Source organism: Aliihoeflea sp. PC F10.4 (assembly GCF_054612275.1).
The window spans coordinates 3,736,221-3,754,691 of sequence record NZ_JBTSWH010000001.1 but is presented as its reverse complement, the minus strand read 5'-3'; the positions used below and the strand labels follow the sequence as shown (position 1 = coordinate 3,754,691).

Sequence of the window (18,471 nt, the reverse complement as noted above, 5' to 3'; positions counted from 1 at the left end):
GTGTTGGAAATGAAGAGCATAATCAAAGCGACCGTCCTCGGTCTGGCAATGTCGGTTTCGGGTCTGGCCATGGCCGAGCCGGTGAAGATCGGCATGATCACCACCCTATCGGGCGGCGGCGCGGGCCTTGGCATCGACACGCGTGACGGCTTCATGCTGGCGATCGATCAGGCCGGCAACGACGAGATCGAGGTCGTCACCGAAGACGACGGGCAGCGGCCCGAACTCGCGGTCCAGATCGCCGACAAGATGATCCAGTCCGATCAGGTCGACATCTTGACCGGCATCGTGTGGTCGAACCTTGCCATGGCTGTGGTGCCGTCGGCGACAGCGCAGGGCAAGTTCTACGTTTCGACCAACGCCGCGCCGGCGGCTCTCGCGGGCGCGAATTGCCACCCGCTCTATTTCAACGCCGCCTATCAGAACGACAATCTTCACGAGGCGGCGGGCGAATACGCCAACGGCACCTACGAGAAAATGTTCATCATGGCGCCGAATTACCCGGCGGGCCAGGATTCGCTCACCGGCTTCAAGCGTTACTTCGAGGGTGAAGTCACCAACGAAGTCTATACGCAGGTCGGCCAGACCGACTACGCCGCCGAGATCGCGCAGATCCGCGATTCCGGTGCGGACGCCGTCTTCATGTTCCTGCCAGGCGGCATGGGCATCGCCTTCATGAAGCAATATGCGCAGTCGGGCGTGGATATTCCGGTCACCGGTCCGGGCTTCTCGTTCTCTCAGGACGTTCTGCCGGCCATTGGCGAGGCCGCGCTCGGCGTGAAAAATTCGGGCCAGTGGGCGCCCGACTTCGAAAACGAGGCGTCGGTGGCTTTCACCGCTGCGTTCCAGGAGGCATACGGCCGCCTGCCGTCGATCTACGCGGTTCAGGCCTATGACGCGGCGCAACTCATCCTCTCGGCTGCCGAAAAGGCCGACGTGAAGGACACCGAAGCCTTCGCCGCCGCGCTGATGGAAGCCGATATCCAGTCGCCGCGCGGCGATTTCTCGTTCAACACCAACCGTCATCCGATCCAGGACATCTACATGATGGAAGTGGTGGACAAGGACGGCACGCTCACCAACGCGACGCTTGAAAAAGTCTTCGACGACCATGGCGACGCCTATGCGGAGCAGTGCACCCAGTAAGGCAATCCGGCCCGCGCCGCTCAAATCGTGCGGGCCGACCCTTTCCGACCTCGGATACGCCAGAGGCCAATTTGTCCAGCGCACTTTTAATCGAGCAGCTTTTGAACGGGCTGCAACTCGGCGTCATGCTGTTTCTCATGGCTGCGGGCCTGACGCTCATCTTCGGCGTCATGGGTCTGATCAACCTCGCGCATGGCTCGCTCTACATGGTGGGTGCGTTCGCCTGCGCATGGGTCGCGGCGCAGACTGGTTCGTTCTGGATCGGCCTTGCGGCAAGCCTTGCCGCAGCTGCCGCTATGGGGGCGCTGGTCGAAATTCTCGTCATTCGGCGGCTCTATAAGCGCGACCATCTCGATCAGGTTCTGGCGACCTTCGCGCTGATCCTGATCTTTTCGGAAGGCACGCGCTATCTCTTCGGCTCGGTGCCGCTCTATCTAAACGTGCCGCCCGAGCTTGCCGGCTTCGTGGTCCTGCCGGGCGGCTCGCGCTATCAGCTTTATCGCCTCGCAATCATCGGCGTTGGCATCGCCGTAGCAATAAGCTTGTGGCTGCTCATATCCAAGACGCGTCTGGGCATGCGTATCCGCGCTGGCGAGTCCGACCGCGAGATGATCGGCGCGCTCGGTGTCGACATCCGCACGCTCTACACCATCGTCTTTGCGCTCGGCGCGGCACTGGCCGGCTTTGCAGGCGCGATGGTCGGCGCATTGCAATCGGTCCAGGTGGGCATGGGCGAGCCTGTGTTGATCCTCGCCTTCGTCGTCATCGTCATCGGCGGCATTGGGTCGATTAAGGGTGCGCTCGTTGGCGCAATCCTTGTCGGGCTGATTGACACGATGGGCCGCTTCCTCGTGCCACAGATATTTTCCCTGTTCATGGGCACGTCGCAGGCCGCGACGGCCGGTGCGGCGGTCGCCTCCATGCTGATCTACATCGTCATGGCCATCATTCTGGCGGTGCGCCCGCAGGGACTGTTTGCGGGGGCGAGATGATGCACATGACACGCGAAACATATGTGAATATCGCGCTCGCGCTGCTGCTGCTGGCAATTCCGTTTGCCGCGCTTCAATGGGGCTCGCCCTTTTACGTGACGCTTGCGACGCGCATGGCGATCCTGGCGCTGGCGGCGGTCGGGCTGAACCTTGCGCTCGGCCTCGGCGGGCTCGTCTCGTTCGGTCATGCCGCCTTCTTCGGCGTCGGCGGCTACGCGGCGGGCATCCTCGCCAGCCACGCCTTTTCCATGCAGCCGCTCAATCTCGGCTTCATGAGCGTGGCCGGCACCAATTCGATGCTCGTCATCTGGCTCGTCGCGGTTCTGGTCGCCGGCTTCGTCGCGTTGCTCATCGGCCTGATTTCGCTGCGTACGTCCGGCGTCTATTTCATCATGATCACGCTCGCCTTCGCGCAGATGACCTATTATTTCGCGATTTCCTGGCCTGCCTATGGCGGCGAGGACGGGCTGTCGATCCTGGTGCGCAACCAGTTCCCCGGCATCAATACGATGGTGCCGCTGTCCTTCTTCCTGCTGTGCTACGGCGTGCTGATCGCGGTCCTGATCCTGTTCGCGTTCATGCGTGGTTCCCGCTTCGGCGCGGCATTGCAGGCGGCACGGCAAAACGAGGTGCGCGTCGCCTCGGTCGGCATCGCGCCGTTCCGAATAAGGCTGGCCGCCTTCGTCCTGTCCGGCATGATCACGGCGCTGGCCGGCGCTCTTTATGCCGATTTGAACCGCTTCGTCAGCCCGTCGATGATGTCGTGGCACATGTCGGGCGAGTTCATCGTCCTGATCGTGCTCGGCGGCGTCGGACGTCTCTACGGGCCGGTGGCCGGCGCGATGCTTTTCGTCATGGTCGAGTTCCTGCTCGGCGGCTGGACGGATCGCTGGCAGTTCTTCCTCGGGCTCGGCCTTCTTGCAGTCGTTTTGTTCGCGCGGGGCGGCATCGTCGGCGCGCTGGCCGGAAAGGTGCGTCATGGCTGAGCCGGTTCTTTCGCTGACGAATGTCTACAAGAGTTTCGGCGCGCTGAAAGCGACGGAGAACGTTTCGCTCGATCTTTATCCGGGCGAAATCCATGCGCTGATCGGGCCGAACGGTGCGGGTAAGTCGACGCTGATCCACCAGATCGCTGGCACGCTGCGGCCGGATGCGGGCGAGATCAGCTTCCTCGGCGAGCGCATCGATGGCTTGAAGGTAGCGGAACGTGCCCGGCGCGGGCTTGGCCGCTCGTTTCAGGTGTCGTCCCTTGCGCCGGAGTTTTCGGCGCTGCGCAATGTGATGCTCGCGGTCCAGTCGGTTCAGGGATCGAGCTTCCGCTTCTTCAAGCCGGTGATGGGTGACAAATCGCTGGTCGATCCGGCGATGGCGGCGCTCGCGCGCGTCGGCTTGCAGGATCGGGCGCGCGTGCCGGCGGCGGAACTCTCACATGGTGAGCGACGCCAGCTCGAAATTGCCATTGCGCTCGCACTCGGCTCCAAGGCATTCCTGCTCGACGAACCGATGGCCGGCATGGGACCGGAAGGGTCGAAGGCGTTGACTGGCTTCCTGTCGGATCTTCGCCGCGAAGCGCCGATCCTTCTGGTCGAGCACGATATGGATGCGGTATTCGCGCTCGCTGACCGCATTTCAGTGCTGGTCTATGGCCGCGTGATCGCGTCGGGGACGGTGGACGAAATCCGCGGCGATCCCGAAGTGCGCCGCGCCTATCTGGGAGACGAATGATGAGCCTGCTCGAAGTCTCCGGCCTCGAAACCTTCTATGGCGCGAGCCAGGCGCTTTTCGGCGTCGAACTGGACGTTGCCGAGGGCGAGGTGGTGGCGCTGATGGGCCGCAACGGCATGGGCAAAACGACCACGATCCGCTCGATCATGGGCATGACCCCTGCGCGTTCGGGCACGGTCCGGTTCAAGGGAAATGCTATCGAGAAGCGCTCGCCGCACCGCATCGCGCGCCTCGGGCTGGGTCTCGTGCCGGAGGGGCGCCGCTGCTTCCCGAACCTGACCGTCGAGGAAAATCTCCTGGCGGCCGCAAGAAAAGGGCGCTGGAGCCTGAAGGCGATCCACGATCTTTTCCCCCGCCTTGCCGAACGGCGCGAGCAGATGGCCCGCACGCTTTCGGGCGGCGAGCAGCAGATGCTGGCCATCGGCCGCGCGCTGATGACCGATCCCGACCTCCTGATACTGGACGAGGCGACCGAAGGGCTCGCGCCGGTCATCCGTCACGATATCTGGGCCGTGATCCGCAAATTGAAGGACGAGGGCCAGTCGATCCTCGTCGTCGACAAGACGCTGGCCGAACTATTGCCGTCCGCCGACCGCTGCATCGTCCTTGAAAAGGGCGCGACCGTGTGGCGCGGGACGCCGGCCGAACTCACCCCCGACATTCAGGACCGCTATCTCGGCGTCTGAACATTCAGCCGGCAAAGAACCGGCGCGCAAGGAAACGACAATGACCGCTCCCATCCACGAAATCCTGCATCCGGCAAACTGGAAGAAGGCGTCCGGCTACGCCAACGGCGTCGCGGCGCGTGGACGCACCGTCTATGTCGGCGGCCAGATCGGGTGGACGGCAGATCAGGTCTTCGAGGAAAAGGACCTTGTCGGCCAGACGAGGCAGACATTGCAGAATATCGTCGACATTCTCGCGGAGGCCGGCGCCGGTCCGCAGCACCTGACACGCATGACGTGGTACATCACCGACAAGAGCGCTTATCTCGACAATTTGAAGGGGATAGGAGCAGCCTATCGCGAGGTGATCGGCCGCAATTTCCCGGCGATGGCGATGGTGCAGGTCGTCGCCCTGATCGAGGACGACGCGAAGGTCGAGATCGAGGCGACCGCCGTCGTCCCGGACTGATTTTCCGCGTAACCTGATGGAACCTGCGACAGGCAGGAACGTTCACGCAATGTGAACGCTGAGGGGAAGCGCGTGTACGATCGGATTTTCCATACGCTGGCTATGGCCGAACCCGCTATATTGGGCGCGGTGAAGAAAATCTCGACCGCTAAAGGCAGTCGGCCATGAACGCCTCTGCGATCCCCTATTGCGGACCTGCGCCGCTTCCGGCCGATCTTTGGATGACGTGGAATTTCGATCCGCTTCTGATCATCATCTTTGCGCTGATGGGCGGCGGAGCGCTGCTTGCCTCGCGCGCTCATCTCAGGGATGTTGCCCGCTCGCGATACGGGCTGGGTGCACTTGTAATTTTGCTGGTCGCCTTCGTCTCGCCGATCTGCGCGCTCTCGACGGCTCTGTTCTCTGCGCGCATCGCCCATCATCTGCTGCTTGTCGCCTTCGCCGCGCCGCTTCTGGCGCTGGCGATGCCGACGCGGTTTGCGCGACTGCCGGTCTCGCCGTTCTTCCTCGCCCATACCGTGCTGATGTGGGTCTGGCATGCGCCTGTGCCCTATGAATGGGCGCTGGCCTCGATGCCGGTCTACTGGGCAATGGAACTGACGTTGTTCTTTTCGGCATTCTTCATGTGGCAGGCGATTTTCGCCGCACGTCCCGGCCCGGCCCTGTCGGGTCTTCTCGGCTCGATCGTGCAGATGGGCATGCTTGGCGCGCTTTTGACCTTTGCAGGCAGGCCGCTTTACGAACCGCATCTGACGACGACGCTGCCCTATGGGCTGACGCCGCTTGCCGACCAGCAACTTGCGGGTCTTTTGATGTGGGTGCCTGCGGCGCTTCCCTATCTGCTGGTGGCCCTTCTTATCGCCTGGCGGCAGTTCGGCGAGGCTGAATCCTATTCCGGCCGGCCGCACTGAGATGGTGTGGCTGAAATTCATTCACATGGCCGCTATTTCGATCTGGTGCGCGGGGCTGATCTGCCTGCCGGGTCTCTACGCCCAGCGCCATGCAGTCGAGGGTGACGCGCTTTACCGGCTTCAGGGATTGGTGCGCTTCGCCTATGTCTCGATCATTTCGCCGGCCGCCTTCGTGTCGATCGGCTCGGGCATCGCTCTGATCTTCCTTCAGGCCACCTTTGTCGAATGGTTCTCAGTCAAGATGGCGTTCGTCGGCGTTTTGGTCGTGATTCATATCCTGACCGGCCTCGTCATCATCCGCCTGTTCGAGGACGGCGAAAGCTATCCGGGCTGGCGCTTCGTCGGCGTGACGATCGCAACGACGCTCGTCGTCTTCGCCATCCTCGTCGTGGTGCTGGCAAAGCCCCCACTCCATTGGGACTGGGTGCCGGTCGATTTCACGCGGCCGGGCGCTTTGCGCGATTTCGTCGCCGAATTCATTCCTTCGCTGTCACGATGAGGCCGACACCGTGATCGAAAACGAGCTTTCCGCCATGCCAGCCGGCCAGACCCGTGAAGATCGAAGCCAGCACCGAAAGGAGCAGGCCGTGCGGCAGGATCGCGGACGGCTCGATGAGGCGCAGCCCCCAGTTCGTGCCGGCGATCGCGAGCAACGTCATGGCGGCGACCGCGTGCGTCCAGCTTGCAACGCGCATGCGGATGCCCGGAACGAGGAGCAGTTCCAGCGTGCCGACGATGCCCGCCGCAACGCCGGTCGCGAAGGCGAAGCCCGCCGCCCAAACGCTGACGCGCACCCAGAACGGGTCACCCGACCACCAGTAGAAAATGTCGCAGCCGAGCACGGCGAAGACGAGCGCGATCGGGAAATGCACGCTCATGGCGTGGATCGGATGACCGGCGACGGCGACGGTGGAGGCGATCTCCTCCTCGGCCACTTCCTCGATGACGGGATTGCCCCGGTCGCGCGTCTCGCTCATGCAAAGTCCCTTGTTCCAGCCTCGACGGAGACGATCCTGCCTCGTTCCGCAAAACCGGATTCTAGAGCGCGCGCGCGCGCTGTCGAGTGGCGGATCGCTCCGCTTGTCGCGCTGACGCCGCTCGCCGCCTGTTCGGGCCCGCTCTCCACGCTCGATCCGGCAGGCCCCGCCGCTTCCAACATCGCGATCCTGTGGTGGATCATGTTCTGGGGCTCGGCGGTTTTGTTCGTCTTGGTCATGGGCCTTTTCGCCTGGGCCTTCTGGCGTCCGGGGGCGCTTGCGCGCTTTTCGCTCGGGCAGTGGGTCGTGGGCGGCGGGCTTATCATGCCGGTGATCGTCCTGATCGCGCTCGTCACGTCCGCTTTCGTGCTTGGCGAGCGATTGATCCCGAAGCCGATGGAGAACCAGCCGCTGCGCGTCCATGCGATGGCGCATCAGTGGAACTGGCAGTTCGGCTATGACGATGCCGAGGGACAGACGTTGCAACTGCACATTCCCGCCGGAACACCGGTCGACGTGGTGGTGACGACGTCCGACGTCATTCATTCCTTCTGGGTGCCGCGCCTTGCCGGCAAGATCGACGCCATTCCCGGTCATGAAAACGTTCTGCGGATCGAGGCCGACCGGCCCGGCACCTATCGCGGCGTGTGCGCCGAGTTCTGTGGCGATGGCCATACGCGCATGCGCTTTACCGTGATCGCGCACGAACCGGAACAATACGAGGCCGCACGCGCTGCCGCCATTGCGAGGGCCGGCCGATGAGCGAGCAACCGAAATCCAACGCCATTCGGCTCCATCGCGAACTGGATGAAATCTGGAAGACCGGGCCGGGCCTGCAGCGCCTTGCCGCCGTCAACCATACGATCCTCGGCAAGCGCTTCATGGTCGCTGCCTTCGTATTCTTCGCCATCGGCGGCATCTTGTCGATGCTGATCCGCGCGCAGCTTGCCACGCCGAACACCGCCTTCGTTGGGCCGGAAATCTACAACCAGATTTTCACCATGCACGGCACGGTGATGATGTTCCTCTTCGCGATCCCGATGTTCGAGGGCATGGCGATCTATTTCCTGCCCAAGCTTCTGGGCGCGCGCGACCTTGCCTTTCCACGCCTGACCGCGCTCGGCTTTTATTGCTACATCTTCGGCGGCTCGATCCTGATCGTGGCGATGCTGATGGGCGTCGCACCCGACAGCGGCTGGTTCATGTATACGCCGCTGTCGTCCTCGACGTATACGCCCGGCATCAATGCGGATGTCTGGCTGCTCGGCATCACCTTCGTCGAGATTTCGGCAATAGCGGCGGCTGTCGAGATTACCGTGACGATCCTGAAGATGCGCGCGCCGGGCATGTCGCTCAATCGCATGCCGATCATGGGCTGGTATCTGCTCGTCACGGCCGGGATGATGCTGGTCGGCTTCCCGCCGCTGATCCTCGGCTCGATCCTGCTCGAACTCGAACGCGCCTTCGATCTGCCCTTCTTCGACCCGACGCGCGGCGGCGATTCGCTTTTGTGGCAGCACCTGTTCTGGCTGTTCGGCCATCCGGAAGTCTACATCATCTTCCTGCCGGCGGCGGGCGCGATCTCGACCATCATTCCCGTCTTCGCCAGACAGGAACTGATGGGCTACCGCGCGATCGTCGTTGCGATCGTCGCGGTCGCATTCCTGTCCTTCGGCCTGTGGGTCCATCACATGTTCACGGTGGGCATTCCGCATCTGGCGCTGGCTTTCTTTTCGGCGGCGAGCGCGCTGGTCGCGATCCCGACGGCGGTGCAGATTTTCGCCTGGCTGGCAACGCTCGCGCATGGGCGCCCGCGTCTGGACGTGCCGATGCTCTACGTCTTCGGCTTCCTGTTCGTCTTCGTGCTGGGCGGGCTGACGGGCGTCATGCTCGCCATGGTGCCCTTCAACTGGCAGGTCCACGACAGCTATTTCGTCGTCGCGCATCTGCACTATGTGCTCGTCGGCGGCTTCATCTTCCCGATGCTCGCCGCCGCCTATTACTGGCTGCCGCACGTCACCGGACGGCTGACCATGCACCGGCTTTCCGTGCCGGCCTTCTGGCTGATCTTCGTCGGCTTCAACATGACGTTCTTCATGATGCACATGACGGGCCTGCGCGGCATGCCCAGACGCGTCCACACCTACCCGTCGGGCGTCGGCTGGGACTGGCTCAACCTCTTGTCGTCCGTCGGCGGGTTCATCCTTACAATGGGCTTTGCGCTGATCGTCATCGATATCGTCCTGCAGTTCCGCTACGGGAAACCCTACCGGCGCAATCCGTGGGGAGCGAAGACGCTCGAATGGGCGCAGCCCAATCCGCCGCCATCTTACAATTTCGCGGCTCTGCCGCTGGTCGAGCGCCGTGCGGACATGCTCGACCCGCATGCGATCGGCAACGAACTTGCCGCCGGACGAGGGTATCTCGGCTTTGCTCGCCATGGCTGGATGGAAACGCTCGGAGTCGACATGACGAGCGGCCGTCCGGACCAGACGATCATCCTGCCGAACTCGACCTTCCTGCCGCTTTGGACGGCGCTGACCATCGGCGCGTTCGTGCTGTGCCTCCTGTTCAAGCTTTACTGGTGGTCGCTTCTGCCACTGGCGCTCGTGCTGGTCCTGTGCCTGCGCTGGACCCATGCGACTGGCATGGAGCGCGATCACGGCGACCTGGACATCGGCAAGGGCACGTCCGTGCCGACGCATTACGAAGCGGACGGTCCGCCATCCTGGTGGGCGATGGTGTTCACGCTGATCTGCAACGGGACCTTGTTCGCCTCGCTGATCTTCGCCGTGTTCTTCCTGTGGCTCGTCGCGCCGGGTTGGCCGCCCGCCGAACTCGTCGAGACGGGATTGCTCCCGCCCGCGCTCGCCGCCATCGCGCTTCTCGGTGCAGCGCTCACGGCGCGCATGGCGGTTCAGGCCAATGCATCTGGCGGCGGCGCGTCCGTGCTGCTTATGGCGAGCGCCGGATCGCATGTTCTGGCGACCGGCCTCATCTTCTACCTGATCGCCACGGCGTTACCGGAGCCGACCAGCCACGCCTATGCGGCGACGGCCTTTTTTACGCTGTGCTACATCGCGCTTCATTCGGCGCTCGGCATCGTCTTTGCGCTGTTCGGCGTCTGGCGCATCCATATCGGTCGCGTATCGGCCCGCCGCAGCCTCGATCTGCGCATCGGCAAGCTCTGGCACGATTATACGGCGTTGACCGGCATCGTCGGCATCGCGCTCGTTCTCGTCATGCCGTTGATCGTCTCGGCTTCGGGAGGCGCGCAATGATGGCAGAGCGCGTTTCCGCGTGGCGTATCGTATGGATGATGGCCGGCTTTCTCGTTTGGGCAGTCGCCTTCGCTGCGCTCTATTCGGTGCTGTCCATCGGCTGCGCTTTTGGATGGGACGAGATTGCGGCAATCGGACCCATCTCACTGCAACGCGTGGTGCTTATAGCGCTTCTACTCGTCTCGCTCGGCGCGGGCTGGGCCGTGGTTCGTGTCTCGAATGCGCACCGCAAGGCGGCGGGCGGCGAGGGGCTGACGCTGAAGCCGTTCGTCGAAAGCGCGGCATGGCTGGCCGCCTGGGCCGCGCTCGCCTCCACGCTGTTTTCGCTTGGCCCGGTGCTTTTCCTCACCTCCTGCTACTGACGAACCGGCTTGCTATCAAAACTTCACATTTGTTAGCTCTCATGGCTCATCGCGCCCGACCGGGCAGAATCCTAGTCCCAGCCAACGGAAAACCGAGATGGATGACGTGAGAGCCACGCTCGCCCACCCCGTAACTGCGCCCAAAACGGTCGATGCCGAATGGTGGCGTGGCGCGGTGATCTACCAGATCTATCCGCGCTCCTTTCAGGATTCGAACGGCGACGGGATCGGCGATCTGGCCGGCATCGTGCGCCGCCTGCCGCATGTCGCTTCGCTCGGCGTCGATGCGATCTGGATTTCGCCGTTCTTCAAGTCGCCGCAGCGCGATTTCGGCTACGACATCGCCGATTATCGCGACGTCGACCCGATGTTCGGTACGCTGGAGGATTTCGACGCGCTGATTTCCGAGGCGCATCGACTGGGCCTGAAGGTCATGATCGACCTCGTCCTGTCGCACACCGCGTTCGAGCATCCCTGGTTCATCGAAAGCCGGGTAAACAAGACCAATCCGAAGGCCGACTGGTTCGTGTGGGCGGACCCGAAGCCGGACGGCTCGCCGCCCAACAACTGGCTGTCGATGTTCGGCGGTTCGGCCTGGCAATGGGATAGCCCGCGCCGGCAATATTACCTGCACAATTTCCTGTCCGAGCAGCCGGACCTGAATTTTCACAATGAGGAAGTTCAGACCGAACTTCTCGACATCGCCCGCTTCTGGCTTGACCGGGGCGTCGACGGATTCCGGCTCGACGTGATCAACTTCTTTTTTCACTCCAAGGGGCTGGAGGACAATCCGGCCTTGCCGGAGGATCAGCGTAACGATTCCATCGCGCCTTCCGTCAATCCGTATAATTATCAGGATCATCTCTACGACAAGAGCCAGCCGGAAAACCTCGATTTCCTGCGTCGATTCCGTGCGCTGCTCGATGAATATCCGGGTGTGACGACGGTCGGCGAGGTGGGCGACGCGCAGCGCGGGCTCGACATCGTCGCCGCCTACACGGCCGGCAACGAGCGCGTGCATATGTGCTACGCGTTCGACTTCCTCCAGCCTATGAAGATTTCGGCGCCGCGCGTGCGCCGCGTGCTCGAAGAATTCGAGACCGTCGCGCGCACAGGCTGGTCCTGCTGGGCTTTTTCCAATCATGACGTCATGCGCCACGCCTCGCGCTGGGGCGAATGGGAGATGGACCCCGTCGCCTACGTCAAGATCGTCTCGGCGCTGCTCTTTTCGCTGCGCGGCTCCGTTTGCCTTTATCAGGGCGAGGAACTGGGCCTGCCGGAAGCCGAACTCGCCTTCGAGGATTTGCGCGATCCCTACGGTATCCGCTTCTGGCCCGAATATCGCGGCCGTGACGGATGCCGCACGCCGATGGTGTGGGAGGAGGGCGACAACGCGTCCGGCTTTTCGGAGGGCGTTCCGTGGTTGCCGGTCTCACCCACGCATGGGCCTCTGTCTGTGTCTGCGCAGATCGGCCGGCCGGATTCCGTGCTTGAACATTATCGTCGGTTCCTGGCCTTCCGCCGCAACCATGTCGCGCTGATCAAGGGATCGATCACCTTCCTCGTCGCGGAAGGGGATGCGCTGGTGTTCGAGCGGCGCGATGCGGACGAGCGCCTGCTGTGCGCCTTCAATCTGGGTTGCGGCGAGGTTTCCTTTGCCGTCGACGACCTGAAACTCGTGCCGCTGGACGAGCACGGTTTCGTCGGCACCTATGAGACCGGCGAAATCAGGCTCGGGCCGTATCAGGCTTTCTTCGCCGAGATAGCCTGAACGGCGCGGCGGTCGCGGATTTGCGACCATGCGAACGAAGCGAGGAACAGCGAAGCCATGACCAGAACGATGGTCGGCGCTGGCGCTGAATCGATGAAGAACGACAGGTAGATTCCAAGCGCGGCTGAAAAAACCGCGACGCATGCCGAAACGATCATCATAGCGCGGAAGGTGCGCGTCATCAGGAACGCGATGGCTCCGGGAGCGATCAAAAACGCGATGGCGAGGATGATGCCGACTGCCTGCAAGCCGCCGACAATGGTCAGCGAAAGCATGGTCAAAAGCCCGTAATGCAGGAACCTCACCTTGAGGCCGACCGTGCGCGCGTGACCAGGGTCGAAGGAGAACAGCATCAGATCACGGCCGAAGACAATGAGCGCGAGCACCGTCGCGCCTGCAATGATGCCGGTTTCGCCAATATCGCGCCAGGTGATGCCGAGCACGTCGCCGAACAGGATATGGGAGAGGTGAACGCTCGTCTCGATCGCGACGAACATGACGAGGCCAAGCCCGAACATGCCCGAAAAGACGACCCCCATGGCGGTGTCTTCCTTGATGCGCGAATTGTCCTTCAAAAAGCCGGTGGCGATGGCGCACAGGAGCCCGGCGGCGAACGCCCCGAGCGCCAGTGGCAGGCCGGCGACGTAAGCGAGAACGATACCCGGCAGAACGGCATGGCTGATCGCGTCGCCCATCAACGACCAGCCCTTGAGGACGAGGTAGGGCGACAAAAGCCCCATCGGCAGCGCGACCAGCATCGAGATGACGAATGCCTGCTGCATGAAGGGAAACTGGAAAGGGGCGACGAGCGTCTCGATCATGCGTCGGCTTCCGAACTGGTGCGAGCAAGGCGTCGGATCGCGATCAATCCGTGCTTCGGCGCGAAGAGGAAGGCGGCGAGGAACACCAGCGTTTGCAACACGACGATCACGCCGCCCGTTGCGCCATCGAGATGAAAGCTCGCATAGGCTCCGATCAGGCTCGTCAGAGCGCCGATGGCGACCGAAATGACGATCAGGCGCGGGAAGCGGTCGGTCAGGAGGTAGGCCGTCGCGCCGGGCGTCACCACCATGGCGATGACAAGAAACGCGCCGACGGTCTGTAGCGCGGCGACGGTGGAGGCAGCGAGCAGCGTAAAGAAAACAACCTTGAGGACGTTCGGGCGCAGGCCGATGGAGCGCGCGTGGGTCTCGTCGAAGAAGACGACCATCAGGTCGCGCCATTTGGCGATGAGGATGGCGAGCGAGACGCCGGAGATGATGACGAGTTGCAGCGTGTCGGCCGGCGTGATGGCGAGAATGTTGCCAAGCACGATGGTCTGGATGTTCACCGAAACGGGCGACAGCGAGATCATGAAGAGGCCGAGGCCGAAGAATGAGGTGAAGATCAGTCCGATCACCGCGTCCTGCCGCAGCTTGGTCTGCGCCGACAGGAACAGCATCGCGGCGGCGGCCAGTCCTCCGGAAAGAAACGCCCCTGCCGCGAAAGGCAGGCCGAGCATGTAGGCTCCGGCAACGCCCGGTACGATGGAGTGCGAGAGCGCATCGCCGATCAGCGACCAGCCCTTGAGCATCAGATAGGCCGACAGGAACGCGCAGGTCGCCCCGACCAGAGCGCTGACCCACATCGCGTTGAAGATGTAGCTGTAGGTGAACGGCTCGATCAGCGTCTCGATCATGCGGCCGGCCCGCCTGTCTTTTTCGTCTCGTCGCCGTAAAGCACGAAGGGGCGCTCGTCGTCGGTGAGGACAGTGACGTGGCGCGCGTCCTCGTCGTCATGCAGATCTGCGCCGCCGAGCACGAAGTGGCGCAACACGCCGCCGAAGGCGCGTTCGAGATTGGCTCGCGTAAAGACTTCCTCCGTCAGCCCGGAGGCAAGGACGGTCCTGTTCAAAAGGATCGCCCGGTCGCAGAATTCCGGCACCGAACCGAGATTATGCGTGGAAACGAGCATCACGCGGCCCTCCTCGCGCAATTCCTGCAAGAGCTTGATGATGGCTTCTTCGGTCGTCACGTCGACGCCGGTGAACGGCTCGTCGAGCAAGATCAACCGCCCTTCCTGCGCGAGCGCGCGGGCGAGGAAGACGCGCTTCTTCTGGCCACCGGACAATTCGCCGATCTGCCGTTTGGCGTATGCAGTCATTCCAACCCGGGCGAGTGCCGCGTCGACCATTTCGCGGTCGCGTGCCGAGGCGATGCGCAGGAAACCCATATGGCCGTAGCGACCCATCATCACCACGTCCTCGACAAGGACGGGAAAATTCCAGTCGACTTCCTCCGACTGCGGAACATAGGCGATGACGTTGCGCTTGAGGGCTTTGCCCGCAGGCTCGCCAAACACGGTGACGGTGCCGCCGCCTGTGTTGACGAGACCCATGATCGACTTGAAGAGCGTCGACTTGCCCGAACCGTTGACGCCGACGAGCGCGGTGATCGTGCCGCGCGGAATGGCGAAGGAGGCGTCGTGCAGGGCCGTTTGCCCGTTGCGATAGGTGACGGTCACACCCTCGACGCTAAGACCCTGGGCGTCTGCCGCGACCGGTTTTCGGGCTTCGACATTCATTGCGAAAGGCCTTTTACTATCGTCTCCGTCGTCACGCGCAAAAGGTCGAGATAGGTCGGCACCGGGCCGTTACTCTCCGACAGCGAGTCGACATAGAGCACGCCGCCATAGGCCGCCCCCGTCTCGCGCGCGACCTGCTGGGCGGGTGCGGCCGAAACCGTACTTTCGGAAAAGACGGCAGGAATGGAGTTTTGCCGCACCGCGTCGATGACGCGGCGCACCTGCTGCGGCGTGCCTTGCGCGTCGGCATTGATCGGCCACAGATAAAGCTCCCGAAGGCCGAAATCGCGCGCGAGATAGGAGAACGCACCCTCGCTCGTCACCAGCCAGCGCCGCTCCTCCGGGATCGCGCCGATCTCAGCGCGCAGCGGCGCGACCGTGGTCTCGATCTCGGCCTTATACGCTTCGGCGTTAGCCCGGTAGGTCTCGGCATTGTCGGGGTCGTGCTCGGCGAAAGCGGCGGCGATGTTGTCGACATAGATCAGTGCGGCCGACGGCGACATCCATGCATGCGGGTTGGGCTGGCCTTCATAGGGGCCGTCACCGATGCTCATCGGCTCAACACCGTCCGAGACGGTGACGCCCGGCACGTCGGACAGATTTGCGAAAAAGCGTTCGAACCAAAGTTCCAGATTGAGACCGTTCCACAAGATCAGGTCGGCGTCCTGTGCGCGCACCAGATCGCGAGGCGTCGGCTGGTATTCGTGAATTTCCGCGCCGGGGCGGGTGATCGATTCGACCGTTGCCGCATCGCCCGCGACGTTGCGTGCCATGTCGGCGATGACGGTGAAGGTCGTCACCACCTTGAAGTCCTCGGTGCGGGCGGCGGTAGTGACAAGAACGAGGCCGGCGGCGATGGCGAGGCTGCGCAGAATTCGCATGGACAGGGAGCGCTCCGATGTTTCCGTTACCGCATACGTAGCGTCATGATGAGTGAACGTCAATGCAATTGCAAATCGTTTGCAACTAGAAGGCATCCAGTTGCGAAATCTGCACTTTGCATCGCATTCGCAACTGGCGCATAGTCCGGTCATGACTGAGACGACGCATACCCGCCCCGATTACGAAGCCGAATTGCGCAAGACCGGCGTACGCATCACGCGGCCGCGCAAGGTGATCCTGTCGATCCTGTCTGAGGCGGGCGACCATCCGGACGCGCTCGAAATCTTCAAGCGCGCGGTCGAGATCGATTCGGGGATTTCGCTGTCGACCGTCTACCGCACGATGAAGCTGCTCGAAGGCATCGGCGCGATCCATCGTCATGCCTTCGAAGGCGGCCCCTCACGCTTCGAGCCGGCCGGCGAGGAGCATCACGACCATCTGATCGACCTCGATACGGGCGACGTGATCGAATTCCATTCGGCCCGCATTGAGGAATTGCAGGAAGAGATCGCGCGCGAACTCGGCTACGACATCGTCCACCACCGGCTTGAGCTTTACGGGCGCAAGCGGCGGACAGGGAAGAGCAGATCCAGATAGCCGGCTAAGCGGCGAGACACGTCGCGCAGATGCCGCGAATCTCGATCGCCGTCTTGGTCGGCCTGAAGCCGTGCTCGCGCGACCATTCGCCAAGCCGCTTTTCGACCGTCTTGTCGGAAAACTCCTCCACCTGCCCGCATTTTTCGCAGATCGCGAAGGCGAGGCTGCCATGGTCGTGGCAATGCGGCCCGGCGCAGGCGACGAAGGAATTGATCGTTTCCAGCCGGTGGACGAGCCCGTAATCGGTCAGCTTGTCGAGCGCGCGATAAACCTGGAGCGGCGCGCGAAAGCCGCGATCGCGCAGCCGGTCGAGGATCGTATAGGCCGAAAGCGGCCCGTCAGCGGCGGCCAGTGTGCCGAAAACGAGTTCCTGGTTTTTCGTCAGGTCGTGATGGGCGGTCATGGCAGCGCTTTCGAGGATCGCGTTCCGAAGGATAACAAGCTTAGCAGAAAGATGGCGAGCGCGGCGACGACGATCGACGGGCCGGACGGTGTGTCGAAATGAAGCGAGCCGTAAAGCCCGCCGATCACGGCCGCAACGCCGATAGCCGAGGCGAGCACCGCCATCATCTCGGGCGTGGATGAAAACCGCCGGGCCGTGGCTGCTGGAATGATCAGCAGCGAGGTGATCAAAAGGACGCCGACGATTTTCATGGCAATGGCGATGACGAGCGCCATCAAAAGCATGAAGACGAACCGCGCACGCTCCGGCGCCATGCCTTCGGCTTCGGCGAGTTCCTCGTTGACAGTGGAGGCCAGAAGCGGCTTCCAGAGCCACGCCATGATGGCGAGGATGAGCGCGCCGCCGCCATAGACGAAAGCGATATCCGCGCGCGAAACGGCGAGAATGTCGCCGAACAGGAAGCCCATCAGATCGACGCGCACCCAACTCATGAACGCAACCATGACGAGGCCGAGCGCGAGCGTCGAATGCGACAGGATGCCGAGCAGCGCATCGGTGGAAAGTGCGCCGCGACGCTGGAGGAGGAGCAGCGCGATCGAGACCAGCGAGGCGACGAGGAAGACGCCCGCCATCAAATTGATCTGGAAGAGGAAGGCGAGCGCAACGCCGAGCAGCGCCGAATGCGCCATCGTGTCGCCGAAATAGGCCATGCGCCGCCACACGATGAAGCAGCCGAGCGGACCGACCATGAGCGCGACGCCGATGCCGGCAAGAAGCGCGCGGGTGAAGAAATCATCAAGCATGGCGGCCATCATGGCTGTGGTCGTGGGTATGCCCATGGTCGTGGTCATGATGCCCGTCATCGGGGTGGCAATGATCGGTCACGGAACCGTCCGTGTGCAGCACGCGCCCATCGGCCAGATGCGTATGATCGTGGCGATGACGGTAGATTCCGAGCGTTTCGGCCGCCCGCGCGCCGAAGAGTTGCAGATATTCGGGGCTTGCCGCGACCGTCTGCGGCGTTCCCCGGCAGCACACATGGCCGTTGAGGCAGATCACGGTGTCGGTGTCGGCCATGACGACATGAAGATCGTGCGAGATCAAAAGGATGCCGCAGCCCGTTTCGTCGCGGATTTTGGCGATGAGATCGTAAAGTGCCACCTCGCCGGAAAAGTCGACGCCCTGAACCGGCTCGTCGAGGACGAGCAGATCGGGCTTGCGCGCGATGGCGCGGGCGAGAAGGACGCGCTGGAATTCGCCGCCGGACAGTCCTTGCACCTGCACCTTGGCGAGGTGGGAAACGCCCGTCGCATCGAGCGCGGCATCGATTTGCGATGCCGTCGGCGATCCCGTCAGGCGCATCAGACGTTCGACCGACAGGGGAAGCGTCCAGTCGATGGCAAGCTTTTGCGGCACATATCCGACGGTCAGGCCGGCCTTGCGCGTCACCTTGCCCTCCTGAGGTTTCAGGATGCCGATGGCGGTCTTGGCTGTCGTGCTCTTGCCCGAGCCGTTCGGGCCGATCAGCGTGACGATTTCGCCGGCGCGCACGGCCATGTCGACGCCGCGCACCAGCCAGCGCCCGGCGCGGTGAACGCCCGCTCCGGTCATTTCCACGAGCGTCTCACCGGATGACTCGGGTCGTTTCAGCATCGCAGTGCTTTCAAAAAATCCAACTTTATGGCTTGCAACACGGATATAGCGGACGTTATAGCATTACGCAATTGA

At 62.9% G+C, this 18,471-nt stretch carries 21 protein-coding genes; 13 read left to right on the top strand and 8 right to left on the bottom strand.

Annotated elements, in window-relative coordinates; genetic code table 11:
• Positions 1-9 precede the first annotated feature (9 nt).
• The 8 genes from ACX82Z_RS18830 (at position 10) to ACX82Z_RS18795 (ending at position 6,407) form a co-directional block, all read left to right on the top strand.
• Positions 10-1,146: an ABC transporter substrate-binding protein gene (locus ACX82Z_RS18830; protein WP_459590561.1), complete on the top strand. Its 1,137-nt coding sequence runs from the start codon at positions 10-12 to the stop codon at positions 1,144-1,146.
• Between the two features lie 71 nt (positions 1,147-1,217).
• Positions 1,218-2,138, top strand: a complete 921-nt coding sequence (locus ACX82Z_RS18825) for a branched-chain amino acid ABC transporter permease (RefSeq protein ID WP_459590560.1) — start codon at positions 1,218-1,220, stop codon at positions 2,136-2,138.
• Between the two features lie 5 nt (positions 2,139-2,143).
• Positions 2,144-3,124 carry a branched-chain amino acid ABC transporter permease gene (locus tag ACX82Z_RS18820; RefSeq protein WP_459590559.1) on the top strand — a complete coding sequence of 327 codons (981 nt, stop codon included), beginning with the start codon at positions 2,144-2,146 and terminating at the stop codon, positions 3,122-3,124.
• Complete coding sequence (locus ACX82Z_RS18815; RefSeq protein WP_459590558.1) at positions 3,117-3,863, top strand: ABC transporter ATP-binding protein; 747 nt, start codon at positions 3,117-3,119, stop codon at positions 3,861-3,863. The genes ACX82Z_RS18820 and ACX82Z_RS18815 overlap by 8 nt, the downstream gene beginning before the upstream one ends.
• Entirely contained in the window at positions 3,863-4,549 is a 687-nt protein-coding gene (locus tag ACX82Z_RS18810) for an ABC transporter ATP-binding protein (protein WP_459590557.1), read from the top strand. Before ACX82Z_RS18815 ends, ACX82Z_RS18810 begins: the two co-directional genes overlap by 1 nt.
• Positions 4,550-4,601: 52 nt before the next feature.
• Entirely contained in the window at positions 4,602-4,997 is a 396-nt protein-coding gene (locus ACX82Z_RS18805; protein WP_459911879.1) for a RidA family protein, read from the top strand.
• A gap of 164 nt (positions 4,998-5,161) precedes the next feature.
• Complete coding sequence (locus ACX82Z_RS18800; RefSeq protein WP_459590556.1) at positions 5,162-5,908, top strand: cytochrome c oxidase assembly protein; 747 nt, start codon at positions 5,162-5,164, stop codon at positions 5,906-5,908.
• 1 nt (position 5,909) lies between these two features.
• Complete coding sequence (locus ACX82Z_RS18795; protein WP_459590554.1) at positions 5,910-6,407, top strand: CopD family protein; 498 nt, start codon at positions 5,910-5,912, stop codon at positions 6,405-6,407.
• Here the strand turns inward: ACX82Z_RS18795 and ACX82Z_RS18790 are convergent.
• Positions 6,385-6,885, bottom strand: coding sequence for a DUF2231 domain-containing protein (locus ACX82Z_RS18790; RefSeq protein ID WP_459590553.1), 501 nt, complete (start codon positions 6,883-6,885; stop codon positions 6,385-6,387). The genes ACX82Z_RS18795 and ACX82Z_RS18790 overlap by 23 nt on opposite strands.
• Here ACX82Z_RS18790 and coxB point away from each other — a divergent pair.
• From coxB to bglA, 4 genes are all read left to right on the top strand, one after another.
• Positions 6,799-7,647: a cytochrome c oxidase subunit II gene (gene coxB / locus ACX82Z_RS18785; RefSeq protein WP_459590552.1), complete on the top strand. Its 849-nt coding sequence runs from the start codon at positions 6,799-6,801 to the stop codon at positions 7,645-7,647. The two genes, ACX82Z_RS18790 and coxB, sit on opposite strands and share 87 nt — an antisense overlap.
• On the top strand, positions 7,644-10,166 hold the full coding sequence (gene ctaD, locus ACX82Z_RS18780) for a cytochrome c oxidase subunit I (protein ID WP_459590551.1): 2,523 nt from the start codon (positions 7,644-7,646) through the stop codon (positions 10,164-10,166). The genes coxB and ctaD overlap by 4 nt, the downstream gene beginning before the upstream one ends.
• Positions 10,163-10,528: a hypothetical protein gene (locus tag ACX82Z_RS18775; RefSeq protein ID WP_459590550.1), complete on the top strand. Its 366-nt coding sequence runs from the start codon at positions 10,163-10,165 to the stop codon at positions 10,526-10,528. Before ctaD ends, ACX82Z_RS18775 begins: the two co-directional genes overlap by 4 nt.
• A gap of 97 nt (positions 10,529-10,625) precedes the next feature.
• A complete protein-coding gene (gene bglA / locus ACX82Z_RS18770) occupies positions 10,626-12,299 on the top strand; it encodes a beta-galactosidase BglA (protein ID WP_459590549.1) in 1,674 nt (557 codons plus the stop codon).
• Here the strand turns inward: bglA and ACX82Z_RS18765 are convergent.
• Genes ACX82Z_RS18765 through ACX82Z_RS18750 form a run of 4 tightly spaced genes read right to left on the bottom strand, consistent with a single transcriptional unit; the run spans position 12,272 to position 15,742 of the window.
• Complete coding sequence (locus ACX82Z_RS18765) at positions 12,272-13,120, bottom strand: metal ABC transporter permease (RefSeq protein ID WP_459590548.1); 849 nt, start codon at positions 13,118-13,120, stop codon at positions 12,272-12,274. The two genes, bglA and ACX82Z_RS18765, sit on opposite strands and share 28 nt — an antisense overlap.
• Positions 13,117-13,977, bottom strand: a complete 861-nt coding sequence (locus tag ACX82Z_RS18760; RefSeq protein WP_459590546.1) for a metal ABC transporter permease — start codon at positions 13,975-13,977, stop codon at positions 13,117-13,119. The genes ACX82Z_RS18765 and ACX82Z_RS18760 overlap by 4 nt, the downstream gene beginning before the upstream one ends.
• Positions 13,974-14,861 (bottom strand): manganese/iron ABC transporter ATP-binding protein, encoded by an 888-nt coding sequence (locus ACX82Z_RS18755; protein ID WP_459590545.1) that lies wholly within the window; start codon positions 14,859-14,861, stop codon positions 13,974-13,976. Before ACX82Z_RS18755 ends, ACX82Z_RS18760 begins: the two co-directional genes overlap by 4 nt.
• Positions 14,858-15,742 (bottom strand): metal ABC transporter substrate-binding protein, encoded by an 885-nt coding sequence (locus ACX82Z_RS18750; protein WP_459590544.1) that lies wholly within the window; start codon positions 15,740-15,742, stop codon positions 14,858-14,860. The genes ACX82Z_RS18755 and ACX82Z_RS18750 overlap by 4 nt, the downstream gene beginning before the upstream one ends.
• A gap of 151 nt (positions 15,743-15,893) precedes the next feature.
• On the opposite strand from ACX82Z_RS18750, the gene ACX82Z_RS18745 reads away from it, so the two are divergent.
• Positions 15,894-16,340 (top strand): Fur family transcriptional regulator, encoded by a 447-nt coding sequence (locus ACX82Z_RS18745; RefSeq protein ID WP_459590543.1) that lies wholly within the window; start codon positions 15,894-15,896, stop codon positions 16,338-16,340.
• A gap of 4 nt (positions 16,341-16,344) precedes the next feature.
• Here the strand turns inward: ACX82Z_RS18745 and ACX82Z_RS18740 are convergent, their stop codons facing one another.
• The 3 genes from ACX82Z_RS18740 to ACX82Z_RS18730 are packed head-to-tail and all read right to left on the bottom strand — an operon-like array spanning position 16,345 to position 18,396.
• Entirely contained in the window at positions 16,345-16,743 is a 399-nt protein-coding gene (locus ACX82Z_RS18740) for a Fur family transcriptional regulator (protein WP_459590542.1), read from the bottom strand.
• On the bottom strand, positions 16,740-17,546 hold the full coding sequence (locus ACX82Z_RS18735; protein WP_459911877.1) for a metal ABC transporter permease: 807 nt from the start codon (positions 17,544-17,546) through the stop codon (positions 16,740-16,742). The genes ACX82Z_RS18740 and ACX82Z_RS18735 overlap by 4 nt, the downstream gene beginning before the upstream one ends.
• Positions 17,539-18,396, bottom strand: a complete 858-nt coding sequence (locus ACX82Z_RS18730) for an ATP-binding cassette domain-containing protein (RefSeq protein WP_459590541.1) — start codon at positions 18,394-18,396, stop codon at positions 17,539-17,541. Before ACX82Z_RS18730 ends, ACX82Z_RS18735 begins: the two co-directional genes overlap by 8 nt.
• Positions 18,397-18,471 lie beyond the last annotated feature (75 nt).

Excerpts from the sequence above, each read along its gene's own strand:
- ACX82Z_RS18830 (WP_459590561.1), top strand. The coding sequence starts at position 10 with ATGAAGAGCATAATCAAAGCGACCGTCCTCGGTCTGGCAATGTCGGTT.
- ACX82Z_RS18820 (WP_459590559.1), top strand. The coding sequence starts at position 2,144 with ATGACACGCGAAACATATGTGAATATCGCGCTCGCGCTGCTGCTGCTG.
- ACX82Z_RS18815 (WP_459590558.1), top strand. The coding sequence starts at position 3,117 with ATGGCTGAGCCGGTTCTTTCGCTGACGAATGTCTACAAGAGTTTCGGC.
- ACX82Z_RS18810 (WP_459590557.1), top strand. The coding sequence starts at position 3,863 with ATGAGCCTGCTCGAAGTCTCCGGCCTCGAAACCTTCTATGGCGCGAGC.
- ACX82Z_RS18800 (WP_459590556.1), top strand. The coding sequence starts at position 5,162 with ATGAACGCCTCTGCGATCCCCTATTGCGGACCTGCGCCGCTTCCGGCC.
- ACX82Z_RS18795 (WP_459590554.1), top strand. The coding sequence starts at position 5,910 with ATGGTGTGGCTGAAATTCATTCACATGGCCGCTATTTCGATCTGGTGC.
- coxB (WP_459590552.1), top strand. The coding sequence starts at position 6,799 with ATGACCGGCGACGGCGACGGTGGAGGCGATCTCCTCCTCGGCCACTTC.
- ACX82Z_RS18790 (WP_459590553.1), bottom strand. The coding sequence starts at position 6,885 with ATGAGCGAGACGCGCGACCGGGGCAATCCCGTCATCGAGGAAGTGGCC.
- ctaD (WP_459590551.1), top strand. The coding sequence starts at position 7,644 with ATGAGCGAGCAACCGAAATCCAACGCCATTCGGCTCCATCGCGAACTG.
- ACX82Z_RS18775 (WP_459590550.1), top strand. The coding sequence starts at position 10,163 with ATGATGGCAGAGCGCGTTTCCGCGTGGCGTATCGTATGGATGATGGCC.
- bglA (WP_459590549.1), top strand. The coding sequence starts at position 10,626 with ATGGATGACGTGAGAGCCACGCTCGCCCACCCCGTAACTGCGCCCAAA.
- ACX82Z_RS18765 (WP_459590548.1), bottom strand. The coding sequence starts at position 13,120 with ATGATCGAGACGCTCGTCGCCCCTTTCCAGTTTCCCTTCATGCAGCAG.
- ACX82Z_RS18760 (WP_459590546.1), bottom strand. The coding sequence starts at position 13,977 with ATGATCGAGACGCTGATCGAGCCGTTCACCTACAGCTACATCTTCAAC.
- ACX82Z_RS18755 (WP_459590545.1), bottom strand. The coding sequence starts at position 14,861 with ATGAATGTCGAAGCCCGAAAACCGGTCGCGGCAGACGCCCAGGGTCTT.
- ACX82Z_RS18750 (WP_459590544.1), bottom strand. The coding sequence starts at position 15,742 with ATGCGAATTCTGCGCAGCCTCGCCATCGCCGCCGGCCTCGTTCTTGTC.
- ACX82Z_RS18745 (WP_459590543.1), top strand. The coding sequence starts at position 15,894 with ATGACTGAGACGACGCATACCCGCCCCGATTACGAAGCCGAATTGCGC.
- ACX82Z_RS18740 (WP_459590542.1), bottom strand. The coding sequence starts at position 16,743 with ATGACCGCCCATCACGACCTGACGAAAAACCAGGAACTCGTTTTCGGC.
- ACX82Z_RS18735 (WP_459911877.1), bottom strand. The coding sequence starts at position 17,546 with ATGCTTGATGATTTCTTCACCCGCGCGCTTCTTGCCGGCATCGGCGTC.
- ACX82Z_RS18730 (WP_459590541.1), bottom strand. The coding sequence starts at position 18,396 with ATGCTGAAACGACCCGAGTCATCCGGTGAGACGCTCGTGGAAATGACC.